Here is a 16,709-nt window from a genome sequence, read left to right as displayed (position 1 = left end):
GCGGCTTGGAAATGGCTTTGATCGTACAGAAATTTGGAGGCACCTCGGTTGGTTCTGTCGAAAGAATCGAGCAGGTCGCCGACAAGGTTAGGAAGTTCCGCGATGCTGGTGATGACCTGGTAGTGGTGCTGTCGGCCATGAGTGGCGAGACCAATCGCCTGATCGATCTGGCCAAAGCCATCAGCGGTGATCAACAGCCGCTGCCGCGTGAGCTGGATGTGATCGTCTCCACGGGCGAGCAGGTGACCATTGCGCTGTTGGCCATGGCGCTGAACAAGCGTGGCGTGCCAGCGGTGTCCTACACTGGTAGCCAAGTGCGCATTCTTACAGACAGCGCACATACCAAGGCGCGGATCCTGCAAATTGATGATCAGAAAATTCGTACTGATCTGAAAGCAGGGCGCGTGGTAGTTGTAGCGGGTTTCCAGGGTGTGGATGAGCACGGCAACATCACCACGCTGGGTCGTGGCGGTTCGGACACCACCGGTGTGGCCCTGGCGGCAGCGCTCAAGGCGGACGAATGCCAGATCTATACCGATGTGGATGGCGTCTACACCACTGACCCACGCGTCGTGCCCGTGGCCCAGCGGCTGGACAAGATCACCTTTGAAGAAATGCTGGAAATGGCCAGCCTTGGTTCCAAGGTGTTGCAGATTCGTGCGGTGGAGTTCGCCGGCAAGTACAACGTTCCGCTGCGCGTATTGCACAGCTTCAAGGAGGGTCCGGGCACCCTCATTACTATTGATGAAGAGGAATCCATGGAACAGCCGATCATTTCCGGCATCGCTTTCAATCGCGATGAAGCCAAGCTGACGATCCGTGGCGTGCCAGACACCCCGGGCGTGGCTTTCAAGATTCTGGGTCCTGTCAGCGATGCGAATGTTGAAGTCGACATGATCGTGCAGAACGTTTCGCACGATAACACCACCGATTTCACCTTCACCGTGCATCGCAACGAATACGATGCAGCATTGAAAATCCTGCAGAACACAGCGAGCGAGATTGGCGCCCGTGAAGTGGTCGGCGATACCAAGATTGCCAAGGTGTCGATCGTAGGGGTGGGCATGCGTTCCCATGCTGGCGTTGCCAGCCGTATGTTCGGGGCCCTGGCCAAAGAAGGTATCAACATCCAGATGATTTCCACCTCGGAAATCAAAGTCTCGGTAGTGCTCGAAGAGAAGTACCTGGAACTGGCTGTACGCGCGCTGCATACGGCTTTTGAGTTGGATGCTCCGGCCCGACAGGGCGAGTGATGCGTTGCCAGGAAGGCGCGGTTTACCGCGCCTTTCATTTTTTTGTGGGGTACATGGTCTTTTGCATGGGCTCGACAATACTTAGCGAGTAGGGCTACGACCTTTTGGTTGTAGGTCGAATGCTTTTTTTTTGCAGACTGTTGTTCCTGAACTGAAATGCGTGAGGTGAAAGGTATGCTGATTCTGACTCGTCGTTGCGCAGAAAGCCTGATTATCGGTGATGGCGAAATCACCGTGACGGTGCTCGGCGTTAAAGGCAATCAAGTACGTATTGGGGTTAATGCTCCGAAAGAGGTGGCGGTCCACCGCGAGGAAATCTACCTGCGGATCAAGAAAGAGAAGGACGAAGAACCAAGCCTTTAATTTTTATCGTTTTTTATGTTTGCAAACGGGGAGGAACGTGGTTAATATACGCCCCGTGTTGCGGAGAGCTGGCCGAGTGGCCGAAGGCGCTCCCCTGCTAAGGGAGTACACCTCAAAAGGGTGTCGGGGGTTCGAATCCCCCGTTCTCCGCCATTATTTGCTTAGTACGTTGCAATCTGGTTTTTTCGGTAAGTTGTTGAAAATACTCGAAAAAATAGCTTTACATAGAGATTGAACGGCCTATAATGCGCGGCAACAAATGCACTCGTAGCTCAGCTGGATAGAGTACTCGGCTACGAACCGAGCGGTCACAGGTTCGAATCCTGTCGAGTGCACCATTTAAGAGTTAGTTGCAGTGATGCAGGTAGCTTGGCTTCAACCAGTTGTGATCTGGTCTAAAAACACAATCTGCACTCGTAGCTCAGCTGGATAGAGTACTCGGCTACGAACCGAGCGGTCACAGGTTCGAATCCTGTCGAGTGCACCATACAAACAAAAAGCCCGCCTAGTGCGGGCTTTTTGCCGTCTCGGGTTTGTGTGGGTTTTATCCGGCGTCCTCCTTTTTCTCCCTCTTCATGTGTTTTCCCATGCGCCTGCGTCGTCGCAGTTCATAGATGCAGCCAATACTGAGCTTTGGCGTGCAAGCGCTTGTTCTTTCCAGTTTTTTAACGTTTAAAACGTCCGGGCGGTGTATCATGCGCCCGTCAGCCCCGCCGGGGCTTGTGGAATACCTCCATGGACTTACCCAGTAGTTACTCAGTACCCCGCTTTACCAATCATGAATTGACTGATTGATCCTTCCGGCGTGCCCCGCTGCTGGGAGTGGAGTTCGCCTATGACCGAAGTAGAAGTAAAGAAGACACAAGAAAGCCTGCAGGATCGTCTGGCTCAAGTTATCGAGCTGCTGCAGCGCCAGCGCGTGGTCGAAGACCTCACGCACCGCCAGGAAGGTCCGAACCACGACCGCGTCGAAAACCTGGTTCACCGGCAAAACCTCGTCGAGTTGCAACGCAAGCTCGATGACCTGCACTCCGCCGACGTCGCCTATATTCTTGAAGCCTTGCCGCTGGATGACCGACTGACCCTGTGGCAGTTGGTGAAGGCTGATCGTGACGGTGACATCCTTCTGGAAGTATCGGACTCGGTGCGTGAAACGCTCATCGCCGACATGGATGACCACGAACTCCTGGCTGCCGCCAAGGAGATGGATGCGGACGAGCTTGCTGACCTGGCACCTGAGCTGCCCCGTGATGTTGTCCATGAGTTGATGGAAGCGCTCGACACGCAGCAGCGTGAGCGTGTGCGTTCCGCGCTGTCGTACGACGAGGATCAGGTCGGCGCCCTGATGGACTTCGAGATGGTCACCATTCGCGAAGACATCAGCCTGGAAGTGGTGTTGCGTTACCTGCGCCGTCTAAAAGAATTGCCCGGCCACACCGACAAATTGTTTGTGGTCGACTATGAGGGGATCCTCAAGGGCGTTTTGCCGATCAAGCGCCTGCTGGTCAATGATCCGGAGAAGAAAGTTGCTGACCTGATGGCCAGCGATACCGTGAGCTTCCATCCGGACGAAGATGCCTACGACGCGGCCCAGGCATTCGAGCGTTACGACTTGATCTCGGCTCCGGTGGTGGATAAGAACGGCAAGTTGATCGGTCGTCTGACCATCGATGAAATCGTCGACTTGATCCGTGAAGAAAGTGAAACCGAAGTCCTCAACATGGCGGGTTTGCGTGAAGAGGAGGATATTTTCGCGTCGGTCTGGCGTTCACTGCATAACCGCTGGGCCTGGCTGGCTATCAATCTGATTACCGCGTTTATCGCTTCTCGCGTGATCGGGTTGTTTGAAGGCTCCATCGAGAAGCTGGTGGCCTTGGCGGCGTTGATGCCGATTGTGGCGGGTATTGGCGGTAACTCCGGGAACCAGACCATCACCATGATCGTGCGCGCCATGGCGCTGGATCAGGTCAGTACTGCCAATTCCTCACGGCTGCTGCGTAAGGAACTGGCGGTAGGCCTCATAAACGGATTGGTGTGGGGCGGTGTGATTGGCGTGGTGGCATACTTGCTCTACGGCAGTTGGTCCCTGGGCGTGGTAATGACTGCGGCCATGACCCTTAACCTGTTGCTGGCGGCCTTGATGGGGGTATTGATTCCCATGACCCTGGCGCGTCTAGGTCGCGATCCTGCCATGGGTGCCAGTGTGATGATCACGGCCATGACTGACAGTGGTGGTTTCTTCATCTTCCTGGGCCTGGCAACGATCTTCCTGCTCTGACCCTTCCAGCGGGGGCAAATCTGCCCTCGCTTTGCTTCTTATTCCCAAACTCCAGGCAAAAAAAAGCCAGCACATGGCTGGCTTCGGCTTTCAGGTGTCAATCAATTGGCTTCTGCGGCCGCCTCCACGTCATGCGCGATAAGCGAGACGAGAGCATTTTGCTGGCGGTGGGAGAGCTGACGAAAACGCTGCAGCAGTTCGCGTTCGTGCAGTGACAGCTCGGGGCTGTCCAGGCGCATGCTCAACTCTTCACCCAAGGCACCTTCCTGAATAAGGCTTTGTTCCAGGCGTGCGATGATTTCGGAGTTCATGCTGCGGTGATGATTGCGAGCCACCTCGGCAATGCGTTCCCGCATTCCGTCTGGCAGACGTACGACGAATTTGTCAGCCGTACGGCTGGAATAAATTGCCTGTTTCAATGGGCGCATATATTTAACCGGTTAGTTCAGGGGAGCGGTTTCTGGAATTGGCCGCAAGATGAGTGTTAAGACAAGGCTCACGACCAAAGTTCAACCCGAATTGCAAAGAGGCCGCATCATGCCTCAGATTTGACATTTCATTGGCGTCAATTCTGTGACAAATATTGAACCGCCTACAGGCTTTATGCCAGTACTGATTTACGTTTTTGCGGACTGGTTAGAAAAAATCCTGCGACTGCAGCGAAGCTCGTCAATCTTCGCCCAAGCCTGCACGGCATCCGGGTTGAAGGGCGCCCGTCCTATAGCGATATGGCCTTTTGCCCTCAAGCTTAAGGTTAGTAGCTGTTCGCCTATTTACGAGTGTCAGGCGACATAAGGTAGGGGAGGGAGATGGGGAAGGGGGTTAGCGCAGGAGCGGATCGAATTTGATTCGGCGACCCTTGATTAGCGTCAGTACCAGTAGGCTGCCCAGCACGGCGCTGGCGACGAAGGCTAGGGTTTGAGTTTGTTGTGATGTAGCTCCCAGGCCTAGCGCAACAGATAGGAGCGTCAAGCACAGAAACAACCAGGCAGATTTCGACATGAATAGTGTTCTCAGAAAACCCAATGCTCGGCCGCTGGCGCTGATTGTGTATCTTGGGTCAGGCGGATGGGAGACTGGGGGTTTGCAGTCATCAGTGCCAACTGAGGTCGTTGTTGCAGATGGTGGGGAATGGCTTGGCTGATTTGCGCGCCGTCTTCAGTACTGGTCGGCTGAAAATGAAACGTCACCACCGTAGCCAGTGCCACAGCGTTCAGTGCTAGTAGAAGGGCGCTGTTCATCATCATAGTCTCCACGGTGCCTGGAACGATTGGTTTTGTGTTTATGACTTTGCAGATGTCGTGCCAATCTATTATTCCAATAAAAACAAGGAGTTAAGATTGTTTTTTGAGGCCGCTGGGTTGCAGTTTGCAATGATGGCATATTGGCGTAGTGCAATTTGCACGATGAGGGTGAAAGTCTTGGCATGCTGAATGAGGCTATGAACGTACGCGCAAGGATTGGCCTACAGTCAAAATGCCAACGGACGACATGACAAAACCAGCCTCGGCCGTTAAGATGCACGCCGTCTGTCGCTAGCCCTTCAGGGTAAGCGTGGCATTTGTCCCAGTAGCTCAATTGGATAGAGCATCCCCCTCCTAAGGGGAAGGTTGGCCGTTCGAACCGGCCCTGGGACACCATCTCTGTAAAGCTTTCCCCTCCTGGTATTCGTCGGTCTCAACAACAGTCATCCTCGTTCCTCGCCTGTGCGGGATCCAGCCGCGCTTCTTTCGGTTGAGATCCAGATGCATTTGTGTGGGTGGGAATAATTCACGTCCCTAGCTTGTGCGCTCCTTCTATATAGAAGAGGCGGTGGGGCACCCTGGTTTTTATAGGCGAGTAAGTGTTTCGCTTTTTTTAAGATAAGGGGGTTGACGTTCATGGCGATCCCTGTAGAATTCGCCTCCCGCTTACGAGAGATCGCAAGCGCAAGTGGTTGAAGTTGTTGAAGAAATCTTCGAAAACTTCTGAAAATAACCACTTGACAGCAAATGAGGCTGCTGTAGAATGCGCGCCTCGGTTGAGACGAAAGATCTTAACCAACCGCTCTTTAACAACTGAATCAAGCAATTCGTGTGGGTGCTTGTGGAGTCAGACTGATAGTCAACAAGATTATCAGCATCACAAGTTACTCCGCGAGAAATCAAAGATGTAACCAACGATTGCTGAGCCAAGTTTAGGGTTTCTTAAAAACCCAAAGATGTTTGAACTGAAGAGTTTGATCATGGCTCAGATTGAACGCTGGCGGCAGGCCTAACACATGCAAGTCGAGCGGTAGAGAGAAGCTTGCTTCTCTTGAGAGCGGCGGACGGGTGAGTAATGCCTAGGAATCTGCCTGGTAGTGGGGGATAACGTTCGGAAACGGACGCTAATACCGCATACGTCCTACGGGAGAAAGCAGGGGACCTTCGGGCCTTGCGCTATCAGATGAGCCTAGGTCGGATTAGCTAGTTGGTGAGGTAATGGCTCACCAAGGCGACGATCCGTAACTGGTCTGAGAGGATGATCAGTCACACTGGAACTGAGACACGGTCCAGACTCCTACGGGAGGCAGCAGTGGGGAATATTGGACAATGGGCGAAAGCCTGATCCAGCCATGCCGCGTGTGTGAAGAAGGTCTTCGGATTGTAAAGCACTTTAAGTTGGGAGGAAGGGTTGTAGATTAATACTCTGCAATTTTGACGTTACCGACAGAATAAGCACCGGCTAACTCTGTGCCAGCAGCCGCGGTAATACAGAGGGTGCAAGCGTTAATCGGAATTACTGGGCGTAAAGCGCGTGTAGGTGGTTTGTTAAGTTGGATGTGAAATCCCCGGGCTCAACCTGGGAACTGCATTCAAAACTGACTGACTAGAGTATGGTAGAGGGTGGTGGAATTTCCTGTGTAGCGGTGAAATGCGTAGATATAGGAAGGAACACCAGTGGCGAAGGCGACCACCTGGACTAATACTGACACTGAGGTGCGAAAGCGTGGGGAGCAAACAGGATTAGATACCCTGGTAGTCCACGCCGTAAACGATGTCAACTAGCCGTTGGAAGCCTTGAGCTTTTAGTGGCGCAGCTAACGCATTAAGTTGACCGCCTGGGGAGTACGGCCGCAAGGTTAAAACTCAAATGAATTGACGGGGGCCCGCACAAGCGGTGGAGCATGTGGTTTAATTCGAAGCAACGCGAAGAACCTTACCAGGCCTTGACATCCAATGAACTTTCTAGAGATAGATTGGTGCCTTCGGGAACATTGAGACAGGTGCTGCATGGCTGTCGTCAGCTCGTGTCGTGAGATGTTGGGTTAAGTCCCGTAACGAGCGCAACCCTTGTCCTTAGTTACCAGCACGTTATGGTGGGCACTCTAAGGAGACTGCCGGTGACAAACCGGAGGAAGGTGGGGATGACGTCAAGTCATCATGGCCCTTACGGCCTGGGCTACACACGTGCTACAATGGTCGGTACAGAGGGTTGCCAAGCCGCGAGGTGGAGCTAATCCCATAAAACCGATCGTAGTCCGGATCGCAGTCTGCAACTCGACTGCGTGAAGTCGGAATCGCTAGTAATCGCGAATCAGAATGTCGCGGTGAATACGTTCCCGGGCCTTGTACACACCGCCCGTCACACCATGGGAGTGGGTTGCACCAGAAGTAGCTAGTCTAACCTTCGGGAGGACGGTTACCACGGTGTGATTCATGACTGGGGTGAAGTCGTAACAAGGTAGCCGTAGGGGAACCTGCGGCTGGATCACCTCCTTAATCGACGACATCAGCTGCTCCATAAGTTCCCACACGAATTGCTTGATTCATTGAAGAAGACGATAGAAGCAGCCCGAAATTGGGTCTGTAGCTCAGTTGGTTAGAGCGCACCCCTGATAAGGGTGAGGTCGGCAGTTCGAATCTGCCCAGACCCACCAATTTTGTGTGGGAAACGCCTGTAGAAATACGGGGCCATAGCTCAGCTGGGAGAGCGCCTGCCTTGCACGCAGGAGGTCAACGGTTCGATCCCGTTTGGCTCCACCACTACTGCTTCTGTTTGTATAAAGCTTAGAAATGAGCATTCCATCGTTGTGATGGTGAATGTTGATTTCTAGTCTTTGACTAGTTCGTTCTTTAAAAATTTGGGTATGTGATAGAAAGATAGACTGAACGTTACTTTCACTGGTAACGGATCAGGCTAAGGTAAAATTTGTGAGTTCTCTTAATTGAGAAATTCGAATTTTCGGCGAATGTCGTCTTCACAGTATAACCAGATTGCTTGGGGTTATATGGTCAAGTGAAGAAGCGCATACGGTGGATGCCTTGGCAGTCAGAGGCGATGAAAGACGTGGTAGCCTGCGAAAAGCTTCGGGGAGTCGGCAAACAGACTTTGATCCGGAGATGTCTGAATGGGGGAACCCAGCCATCATAAGATGGTTATCTTGTACTGAATACATAGGTGCAAGAAGCGAACCAGGGGAACTGAAACATCTAAGTACCCTGAGGAAAAGAAATCAACCGAGATTCCCTTAGTAGTGGCGAGCGAACGGGGACTAGCCCTTAAGTGGCTTTGAGATTAGCGGAACGCTCTGGAAAGTGCGGCCATAGTGGGTGATAGCCCTGTACGCGAAAATCTCTTAGTCATGAAATCGAGTAGGACGGAGCACGAGAAACTTTGTCTGAATATGGGGGGACCATCCTCCAAGGCTAAATACTACTGACTGACCGATAGTGAACTAGTACCGTGAGGGAAAGGCGAAAAGAACCCCGGAGAGGGGAGTGAAATAGATCCTGAAACCGTATGCGTACAAGCAGTGGGAGCCCACTTTGTTGGGTGACTGCGTACCTTTTGTATAATGGGTCAGCGACTTATTTTCAGTGGCGAGCTTAACCGAATAGGGGAGGCGTAGCGAAAGCGAGTCTTAATAGGGCGTCTAGTCGCTGGGAATAGACCCGAAACCGGGCGATCTATCCATGGGCAGGTTGAAGGTTGGGTAACACTAACTGGAGGACCGAACCGACTACCGTTGAAAAGTTAGCGGATGACCTGTGGATCGGAGTGAAAGGCTAATCAAGCTCGGAGATAGCTGGTTCTCCTCGAAAGCTATTTAGGTAGCGCCTCATGTATCACTGTAGGGGGTAGAGCACTGTTTCGGCTAGGGGGTCATCCCGACTTACCAAACCGATGCAAACTCCGAATACCTACAAGTGCCGAGCATGGGAGACACACGGCGGGTGCTAACGTCCGTCGTGAAAAGGGAAACAACCCAGACCGTCAGCTAAGGTCCCAAAGTTATGGTTAAGTGGGAAACGATGTGGGAAGGCTTAGACAGCTAGGAGGTTGGCTTAGAAGCAGCCACCCTTTAAAGAAAGCGTAATAGCTCACTAGTCGAGTCGGCCTGCGCGGAAGATGTAACGGGGCTCAAACCATACACCGAAGCTACGGGTATCACGTAAGTGATGCGGTAGAGGAGCGTTCTGTAAGCCTGTGAAGGTGAGTTGAGAAGCTTGCTGGAGGTATCAGAAGTGCGAATGCTGACATGAGTAACGATAATGGGTGTGAAAAACACCCACGCCGAAAGACCAAGGTTTCCTGCGCAACGTTAATCGACGCAGGGTTAGTCGGTCCCTAAGGCGAGGCTGAAAAGCGTAGTCGATGGAAAACAGGTTAATATTCCTGTACTTCTGGTTATTGCGATGGAGGGACGGAGAAGGCTAGGCCAGCTTGGCGTTGGTTGTCCAAGTTTAAGGTGGTAGGCTGGAATCTTAGGTAAATCCGGGATTCTAAGGCCGAGAGCTGATGACGAGTTACCTTTCAGGTAACGAAGTGGTTGATGCCATGCTTCCAAGAAAAGCTTCTAAGCTTCAGGTAACCAGGAACCGTACCCCAAACCGACACAGGTGGTTGGGTAGAGAATACCAAGGCGCTTGAGAGAACTCGGGTGAAGGAACTAGGCAAAATGGCACCGTAACTTCGGGAGAAGGTGCGCCGGTGAGGGTGAAGGACTTGCTCCGTAAGCTCATGCCGGTCGAAGATACCAGGCCGCTGCGACTGTTTATTAAAAACACAGCACTCTGCAAACACGAAAGTGGACGTATAGGGTGTGACGCCTGCCCGGTGCCGGAAGGTTAATTGATGGGGTTAGCTAACGCGAAGCTCTTGATCGAAGCCCCGGTAAACGGCGGCCGTAACTATAACGGTCCTAAGGTAGCGAAATTCCTTGTCGGGTAAGTTCCGACCTGCACGAATGGCGTAACGATGGCGGCGCTGTCTCCACCCGAGACTCAGTGAAATTGAAATCGCTGTGAAGATGCAGTGTATCCGCGGCTAGACGGAAAGACCCCGTGAACCTTTACTATAGCTTTGCACTGGACTTTGAATTTGCTTGTGTAGGATAGGTGGGAGGCTTTGAAGCGTGGACGCCAGTCTGCGTGGAGCCATCCTTGAAATACCACCCTGGCAACTTTGAGGTTCTAACTCAGGTCCGTTATCCGGATCGAGGACAGTGTATGGTGGGTAGTTTGACTGGGGCGGTCTCCTCCTAAAGAGTAACGGAGGAGTACGAAGGTGCGCTCAGACCGGTCGGAAATCGGTCGTAGAGTATAAAGGCAAAAGCGCGCTTGACTGCGAGACAGACACGTCGAGCAGGTACGAAAGTAGGTCTTAGTGATCCGGTGGTTCTGTATGGAAGGGCCATCGCTCAACGGATAAAAGGTACTCCGGGGATAACAGGCTGATACCGCCCAAGAGTTCATATCGACGGCGGTGTTTGGCACCTCGATGTCGGCTCATCACATCCTGGGGCTGAAGCCGGTCCCAAGGGTATGGCTGTTCGCCATTTAAAGTGGTACGCGAGCTGGGTTTAGAACGTCGTGAGACAGTTCGGTCCCTATCTGCCGTGGACGTTTGAGATTTGAGAGGGGCTGCTCCTAGTACGAGAGGACCGGAGTGGACGAACCTCTGGTGTTCCGGTTGTCACGCCAGTGGCATTGCCGGGTAGCTATGTTCGGAATAGATAACCGCTGAAAGCATCTAAGCGGGAAACTAGCCTCAAGATGAGATCTCACTGGAACCTTGAGTTCCCTGAAGGGCCGTCGAAGACTACGACGTTGATAGGTTGGGTGTGTAAGCGCTGTGAGGCGTTGAGCTAACCAATACTAATTGCCCGTGAGGCTTGACCATATAACACCCAAGCAATTTGCGAACTCGAGAGAGGCCAGATTGCGGTGTGTGAAGACGCAATGAACCGAAAGTTCGACGCTCACAAAACACCGAAAACTATCCCATACCCAATTTGCTGAAGCGAGGCCAGTTGGCCACGACTCAGTACCCGAATTTCTTGACGACCATAGAGCATTGGAACCACCTGATCCCATCCCGAACTCAGCAGTGAAACGATGCATCGCCGATGGTAGTGTGGGGTTTCCCCATGTGAGAGTAGGTCATCGTCAAGATTAAATTCCGAAACCCCAATTGCGAAAGCAGTTGGGGTTTTGTTTTGGGCGCTCGAAAAGAACGCCAACTTCCAAAGCCTGCACAGCGTTCCATTGACGCCTTTTGTACAGATACCCCATTACCAGTCGAACCTTGCGTGTTATCAAGGTTCACAGGTGGTGCGCCGTGTATTTATCTCCACGGTTATGTACCTCACAGACACCCACGTATCGTCTGAGCTGTGAAACAAAATAATCCCCGGAAACAGACCCTACCGTCTGTCCGGACTCAACCGCCCCGGACTATCATGCTGATAGCCCTACCCCTCACCGCAAGGAGCCGCTCGGAACGCCGATGCGCCAGATCTGGAAATCTTTTCGAGCCCTTTATTTCGCCTCTTTGATGATGCTGATCGGCTCCGGCCTGCTTAGTACTTATCTGGCTTTGCGTCTGGCAGCAGACAACGTCGACAGCCTGTGGGTGGGTGCGCTGATGGCTGCCAACTATTTTGGCTTGGTGCTGGGCGGCAAGCTCGGGCACCGCTTGATTGCCCGGGTCGGGCATATTCGTGCCTACGCTACCTGCGCCGGGATCGTCGGCGCAGCAGTGCTGGGTCACGGTTTGATTGATTGGCTGCCAGCCTGGATTGTGCTGCGGATGATCGTGGGCCTGGGGATGATGTGCCAGTACATGGTCATCGAGAGTTGGCTCAATGAGCAGGCAGACGCCAAGCAGCGCGGCGTAGTGTTCAGCGGTTACATGATTGCGTCCTACCTTGGGTTGGTGCTGGGCCAATTGATCCTGGTCATGCACCCCCATCTCGGGCTTGAACTGTTGATGCTCGTAGCGCTGTGCTTTGCGCTGTGCCTGGTCCCTGTGGCGATGACCCGACGCATTCACCCGGCCCCACTGCACCCGGCTCCGATGGAGCCGCGCTTCTTTATCAAGCGCGTGCCGCAATCGCTCAGCACCGTGTTGGGCGCTGGGTTGATCGTCGGTTCGTTCTACGGCTTGGCGCCGCTCTACGCCTCTCAGCAGGGCCTGACGACTGAGCAAGTCGGCTTGTTCATGGGTAGCTGCATTTTTGCTGGATTGGTCGTGCAGTGGCCACTGGGCTGGTTGTCGGACCGCTATGACCGCGCGCTGCTGATTCGCTGCTTTGCCTTGTGCCTGGCGATAACGGCCTTACCGTTGGCCATCATGACGCAGGTACCGTTGGAGGTGTTGTTCGTGGCGGGCTTCTTCTGTTCGCTGGTGCAGTTCTGCCTTTACCCCTTGGCGGTGGCCTTTTCCAACGACCATGTGGAAGGCGATCGCCGGGTGTCACTGACGGCCATGTTGCTCGTTACTTACGGGATCGGCGCCAGCGCGGGGCCGCTGTTGGCCGGTGTGGTGATGAAGCTATTCGGCAGCCAGATGCTCTACGCGTTTTTCAGCCTGTGTGCGCTGATCCTGGTGTGGCGCATTCGACCCAAGGCGGTAACCAACCTGCATCAGGTCGACGACGCACCACTGCATCACGTGGCGATGCCCGACAGCATGTCCAGTTCGCCTTTGGTGGCTGCCCTTGACCCGCGGGTGGATGAGCAGGTGGTGCAGGAGCAGATGCAAGTCACTGTTCCTGACCCAGAGCCCGTCCCTGATACCGAGGAGCCAACGAGCGAAGAACCGCACGAGCCACCAGACCCGGACGAACATCCCCATGACTTAAGCAGGGCGCGCCCCTGAACGAAAAAACGGGCAGATCCCATCAGGATCTGCCCGTTTTTTTATCTCAGCGTCTAACGCTTAAAGATCGTCGTCTTTATCGAAGCGCCGAGCTTCTCGCTGCAGTTGGTAGACAAAGCGTTCCACTTGTCGCTGCACCAAACCACTCATGTTGTGAAAGCGCACGCCGGCAAAGGTGGTGTTGATCTTGTCTTCGAAGTGCAGGTAGCGCAGTTCCACGGAAGTGGTCATGCTGCCGAAGGGCAGGGCAGCAATAAAGCGATCATAGACCTGGCCCAACTGCAGACGTTCGGAGATATCGCCTTCAAAGCGCAATTTGCAGCCGGTTGCCGAGATATCCAGCAGCTTACCGCTGATAGGTGCCTTGAGCTTCTCGCCACCCAACTGAATGTCCACCAACTGCGCAAGCTTGAGTGCGGCGCGGAAGGCATTGCGTCGTTGATGGTAAACCACTTCGCCGGGCAGGCTGCCGCTATAGATGCGGTGGCCGCCTTTTTCGCTGATGGTCAAGGTGCCGTTGCTTTCCCAGGCAACCCGCACGCCCTCATGGAAACCTTCGATACGGAAGGCTTCGCCATTCTCAAGATAGCGTTCACCGTCACGGGGAATCATTTCGTCCAGTACCAGCGTCTTGCTGTCGCGGTCAATGTCCACCAGGTAGCTCTGGAACCGCTGGCTGCGTTCGTGGAAAGTGATGATCAGCGGGTCATGGCTTTCTTGCAGCATCCGCAACGTGCTGGCGATTTCCAGAGGCGTGGTGAGCACCTTGGGTGGCTGCGGTGCATCTTCCGCATTAAGGGCGTTGAACACGGTTCTTCCATCTCCAGGCAAAATACGACTACACGCAAGAACCGGCATTTTGCCAGTATGTAGCGCGCCTTGGATAGGTCGCGCTGTAAACCGGTGTCAGGCTTGGCTGCGGGTGCTTGGCTTGACCAGGCGTGAGGTGGAGCCTTGGGCGTTATACAGGGCCGGAGGCTCTCCGCCGTGCAGTATGCGCAGCTGATTGGCGGTCGTGGCTTGCTGAAGCTGGATCGACTGACCGTTGAGCAGGTTGGCTTCCTGGCACTGTGCGAGCAAATGATTGAGTTCTTTGCTCTGTGCCAGCAGTTGATCGCCGACTGAAGAGTGGCTGGCCAGTTGTGCCAGGCCATCGTGGTCGGCAGGCAGGCCCAGGCTGATCAGAATCTCGCTGCGCTTCTTTCCGTGCTGTTCGAGCAAGACAATCAGCGACTGTTTGCGCGCCAGGATTTCTTCCAGCAAGGGCATATCCCGGCCGTACAAGGCCAGGGATTCTTCCTTGAGCAGCTCGAGCAATTGTTGCGTCGGCGCCAGATCATCAATGATCAGTTGGAGCAAATGTTCGTCGTGGTGCATGGCTGGCCTTGGGTTTTAAGCGTCCAAAAGCCCTGCGCAGGCCTTTGCCTAGCGCTCGGCTTCGAAGTTGAGCAGCTTGCTGGCTACACGGTTGCTGTCGACTTTATAGCTGCCATCGGCGATAGCCTGTTTCAACTCGGCCACGCGGGCTTTGTTGACGACGGGTTGATCGCGCAGCGAGTCAGTGACCTTCTGCAACTGTTGAGCCTCATTGCTCAGGTGTACCGATTCCCCACTCTGGCTGGCGGCGGCCTGCTCTGCTTTGGCAGGCAAGGGCTGCGGCTTGGCTTCTACGCTGTCCTTGGCACCGCCGGTGCGCGTATTGCCGGGCAAGGCCGGGGTGTTATTCAAACGACTGAAATCAATGACCATGTTGAAAAACCTCTGGGTATTTGGACGCTTGCCATGTTTTCGGCCATACCCGGGCAAACTTTAGGCTCGATTGACAATAAACCTGTTCGGCTCAATATCCAGCACACAGTGTAGGAAAAGCTGGCATTTGATTCCAGTCATCTATAGCGCCACCTCGACTTGGCCTGGCGCCGTGACCCGCGCCTTGATCACGCGATTGGAGTTGAGGTTCTTGACACGGATCTGTTCGCTCATGCCGCCGTTGGACAACGCCTCGCCCGGCATCCTGACGTTCAGGCCGCCACTGCTGGCGGAAATCACCACTTGGTCACCCTTGCGAATCACCTCCGCCTGTTCCAGATGAACCAGTGTGAGGACTTGGTCAGTGACCACGGGGCGGGTGAGTTTTTGCCCGACGGCCTGGTCCAGTGACGTCAGGTAGCCCTGGTTGATCAAGCTGATGTCCCTCTCGCGCAGCGCCACATCGTCGTAGCCGATGATGCCGGTGCGCTTCAATGGCCGCGCCACTACCACTACGTCGCGAAACAGCTTGACCTGCGCCGGCACAAATACCGTCCAGGGCGAGGCGCCCTCACAGCGCACCTTCACGGTCACACGGCCGATAGGCTGGGCGGGGCTTTCCAGGGTGGCTGTCAATTCCTTGTCGCACATTGGCATGCGCAAACGTGGGTCCAACTGGTTGACCTGAATTTCATAACGCCCCGGCGTCTGGGTGGTCGCCAGATAATCTTCTACAGTGAACTCAAGAAAGCCTTGGGTGACGCCGATAAGTAGATCAGGCAGGGTAACGTTGTCGGCGCGGGCCGTGACGCCCAGGCCCGAGACAAGCAGCGCCATCGCGGCGCAGAGCAGTCTGCGGTAGCGTGAGCGGCCAGGGTGTCGGGAAACTGTCGTTTTAATATCCATACTCAGTAAATAGCAAAGCTCGTGCCGTTTAGTGTTGGGTACGCGTCGTACCCCTAGGATTTAGGAGTCTGGGCATGGCAGGTGTAATGGATTCAGTAAACCAGCGTACACAGCTGGTAGGGCAGAATCGCCTGGAGTTGTTGCTTTTCCGCCTGGATGGCAATCAGTTGTATGGCATCAACGTGTTTAAAGTGCGTGAAGTGCTGCAATGTCCCAAGTTGACGATCATGCCCAAGTCCAGTCCGGTGGTGTGTGGCGTGGCCAACATCCGGGGCGCGACCATTCCGATTCTTGACCTGGCCATGGCCACGGGGGCCGCGGGTTTGCAAGACCGCCAGAACCCTTTCGTGATCATCACCGAGTACAACACCAAGACCCAGGGTTTCCTGGTGCGCTCGGTGGAGCGCATCGTCAATATGAACTGGGAAGAGATCCATCCGCCGCCCAAGGGCACGGGGCGCGATCACTACCTGACGGCGGTGACGCGGGTCGATAACCAGTTGGTGGAAATCATCGACGTGGAGAAGATCCTCGCCGAAGTGGCCCCCACCTCGGAAACCATCTCCGTCGGAGTGGTGGATGCCGAAACGGCACACAAGGCGGTTTCGCTGCGCGTGTTGACCGTGGACGACTCTTCGGTGGCGCGCAAGCAGGTCACGCGTTGCCTGCAAACCGTCGGGGTGGAGGTGGTGGCCCTCAATGACGGACGCCAAGCCCTGGATTACCTGCGCAAGCTGGCGGACGAAGGCAAGAAGCCCGAAGAAGAATTCTTGATGATGATCTCTGACATCGAGATGCCGGAAATGGATGGCTATACGCTCACGGCCGAGATACGTAACGATCCACGCATGCAAAAATTGCATATCATCCTGCATACTTCGTTGTCGGGGGTATTCAATCAGGCAATGGTCAAGAAGGTCGGTGCGGATGACTTTCTGGCCAAATTCCGTCCTGATGACCTCGCATCCCGGGTAGTCGACCGGATCAAGGCAGCAGATCACGGCTAGGGGATGTCCCCCGGCGGTCACACGATT

12 protein-coding genes, 6 tRNA genes and 3 rRNA genes are annotated in these 16,709 nt (G+C 54.3%); 14 read left to right on the top strand and 7 right to left on the bottom strand.

All coding sequences use genetic code 11. From position 1 onward, the window contains the following. Positions 1-11: 11 nt before the first annotated feature. From MHH62_RS17655 to mgtE, 6 genes are all read left to right on the top strand, one after another. Positions 12-1,253 carry an aspartate kinase gene (locus MHH62_RS17655; protein WP_339231520.1) on the top strand — a complete coding sequence of 414 codons (1,242 nt, stop codon included), beginning with the start codon at positions 12-14 and terminating at the stop codon, positions 1,251-1,253. A 174-nt stretch (positions 1,254-1,427) separates the two neighbouring features. Beyond that, positions 1,428-1,616 (top strand): carbon storage regulator CsrA, encoded by a 189-nt coding sequence (gene csrA, locus MHH62_RS17650; protein WP_003175645.1) that lies wholly within the window; start codon positions 1,428-1,430, stop codon positions 1,614-1,616. Between the two features lie 62 nt (positions 1,617-1,678). Beyond that, positions 1,679-1,769 (top strand) — tRNA-Ser (locus tag MHH62_RS17645). A 108-nt stretch (positions 1,770-1,877) separates the two neighbouring features. Beyond that, positions 1,878-1,954: transfer RNA gene (locus tag MHH62_RS17640), tRNA-Arg, on the top strand. A gap of 72 nt (positions 1,955-2,026) precedes the next feature. Next, positions 2,027-2,103 (top strand) — tRNA-Arg (locus tag MHH62_RS17635). 348 nt (positions 2,104-2,451) lie between these two features. Beyond that, entirely contained in the window at positions 2,452-3,894 is a 1,443-nt protein-coding gene (gene mgtE, locus MHH62_RS17630; protein WP_339231517.1) for a magnesium transporter, read from the top strand. A 101-nt stretch (positions 3,895-3,995) separates the two neighbouring features. Here the strand turns inward: mgtE and MHH62_RS17625 are convergent, their stop codons facing one another. The 3 genes from MHH62_RS17625 to MHH62_RS17615 all read right to left on the bottom strand — a co-directional run bounded on the left by MHH62_RS17625 (position 3,996) and on the right by MHH62_RS17615 (position 5,135). Then, positions 3,996-4,322 (bottom strand): Arc family DNA-binding protein, encoded by a 327-nt coding sequence (locus MHH62_RS17625; protein ID WP_003193592.1) that lies wholly within the window; start codon positions 4,320-4,322, stop codon positions 3,996-3,998. A 394-nt stretch (positions 4,323-4,716) separates the two neighbouring features. Next, positions 4,717-4,896: a PA3371 family protein gene (locus MHH62_RS17620; protein WP_003193590.1), complete on the bottom strand. Its 180-nt coding sequence runs from the start codon at positions 4,894-4,896 to the stop codon at positions 4,717-4,719. A gap of 11 nt (positions 4,897-4,907) precedes the next feature. Further along, a complete protein-coding gene (locus tag MHH62_RS17615; RefSeq protein WP_014719587.1) occupies positions 4,908-5,135 on the bottom strand; it encodes a hypothetical protein in 228 nt (75 codons plus the stop codon). Between the two features lie 322 nt (positions 5,136-5,457). Between MHH62_RS17615 and MHH62_RS17610 the strand changes: the two genes are divergently transcribed. The 7 genes from MHH62_RS17610 (at position 5,458) to MHH62_RS17580 (ending at position 13,020) form a co-directional block, all read left to right on the top strand. After that, positions 5,458-5,534, top strand: a tRNA-Arg gene (locus tag MHH62_RS17610). 566 nt (positions 5,535-6,100) lie between these two features. Further along, positions 6,101-7,637, top strand: a 16S ribosomal RNA gene (locus tag MHH62_RS17605). Positions 7,638-7,718: 81 nt separating this feature from the next. Continuing rightward, positions 7,719-7,795, top strand: a tRNA-Ile gene (locus MHH62_RS17600). Positions 7,796-7,825: 30 nt separating this feature from the next. After that, a tRNA-Ala gene (locus tag MHH62_RS17595) sits at positions 7,826-7,901 on the top strand. A 247-nt stretch (positions 7,902-8,148) separates the two neighbouring features. Beyond that, positions 8,149-11,040 (top strand): 23S ribosomal RNA (locus MHH62_RS17590). A gap of 156 nt (positions 11,041-11,196) precedes the next feature. Continuing rightward, positions 11,197-11,312 (top strand): 5S ribosomal RNA (gene rrf / locus MHH62_RS17585). The 16S, 23S and 5S rRNA genes sit together here with 2 tRNA genes alongside, the layout of an rRNA operon. A gap of 334 nt (positions 11,313-11,646) precedes the next feature. Then, entirely contained in the window at positions 11,647-13,020 is a 1,374-nt protein-coding gene (locus MHH62_RS17580) for an MFS transporter (protein ID WP_339231515.1), read from the top strand. 60 nt (positions 13,021-13,080) lie between these two features. Here MHH62_RS17580 and MHH62_RS17575 read toward each other — a convergent pair whose 3' ends face one another. The 4 genes from MHH62_RS17575 to flgA form a co-directional block, all read right to left on the bottom strand. Continuing rightward, positions 13,081-13,830, bottom strand: a complete 750-nt coding sequence (locus MHH62_RS17575) for a flagellar brake protein (RefSeq protein ID WP_014719585.1) — start codon at positions 13,828-13,830, stop codon at positions 13,081-13,083. Between the two features lie 96 nt (positions 13,831-13,926). Beyond that, positions 13,927-14,397 (bottom strand): flagellar protein FlgN, encoded by a 471-nt coding sequence (locus MHH62_RS17570; RefSeq protein WP_014719584.1) that lies wholly within the window; start codon positions 14,395-14,397, stop codon positions 13,927-13,929. Between the two features lie 48 nt (positions 14,398-14,445). Further along, on the bottom strand, positions 14,446-14,769 hold the full coding sequence (flgM, locus tag MHH62_RS17565) for a flagellar biosynthesis anti-sigma factor FlgM (protein WP_019817214.1): 324 nt from the start codon (positions 14,767-14,769) through the stop codon (positions 14,446-14,448). A 141-nt stretch (positions 14,770-14,910) separates the two neighbouring features. Beyond that, positions 14,911-15,675: a flagellar basal body P-ring formation chaperone FlgA gene (gene flgA / locus MHH62_RS17560; RefSeq protein ID WP_014719582.1), complete on the bottom strand. Its 765-nt coding sequence runs from the start codon at positions 15,673-15,675 to the stop codon at positions 14,911-14,913. Between the two features lie 74 nt (positions 15,676-15,749). Here flgA and MHH62_RS17555 point away from each other — a divergent pair, with 74 nt between their 5' ends. Further along, a complete protein-coding gene (locus MHH62_RS17555) occupies positions 15,750-16,682 on the top strand; it encodes a chemotaxis protein CheV (protein ID WP_003193578.1) in 933 nt (310 codons plus the stop codon). Positions 16,683-16,709: the final 27 nt, after the last annotated feature.

The organism is Pseudomonas sp. FSL L8-0168, from assembly GCF_037976155.1.
Classification (GTDB): Bacteria; Pseudomonadota; Gammaproteobacteria; order Pseudomonadales; family Pseudomonadaceae; genus Aquipseudomonas; species Aquipseudomonas paracarnis.
The sequence above is the reverse complement of the archived record's forward strand: the minus strand, read 5'-3'. Positions and strand labels throughout refer to the sequence as shown.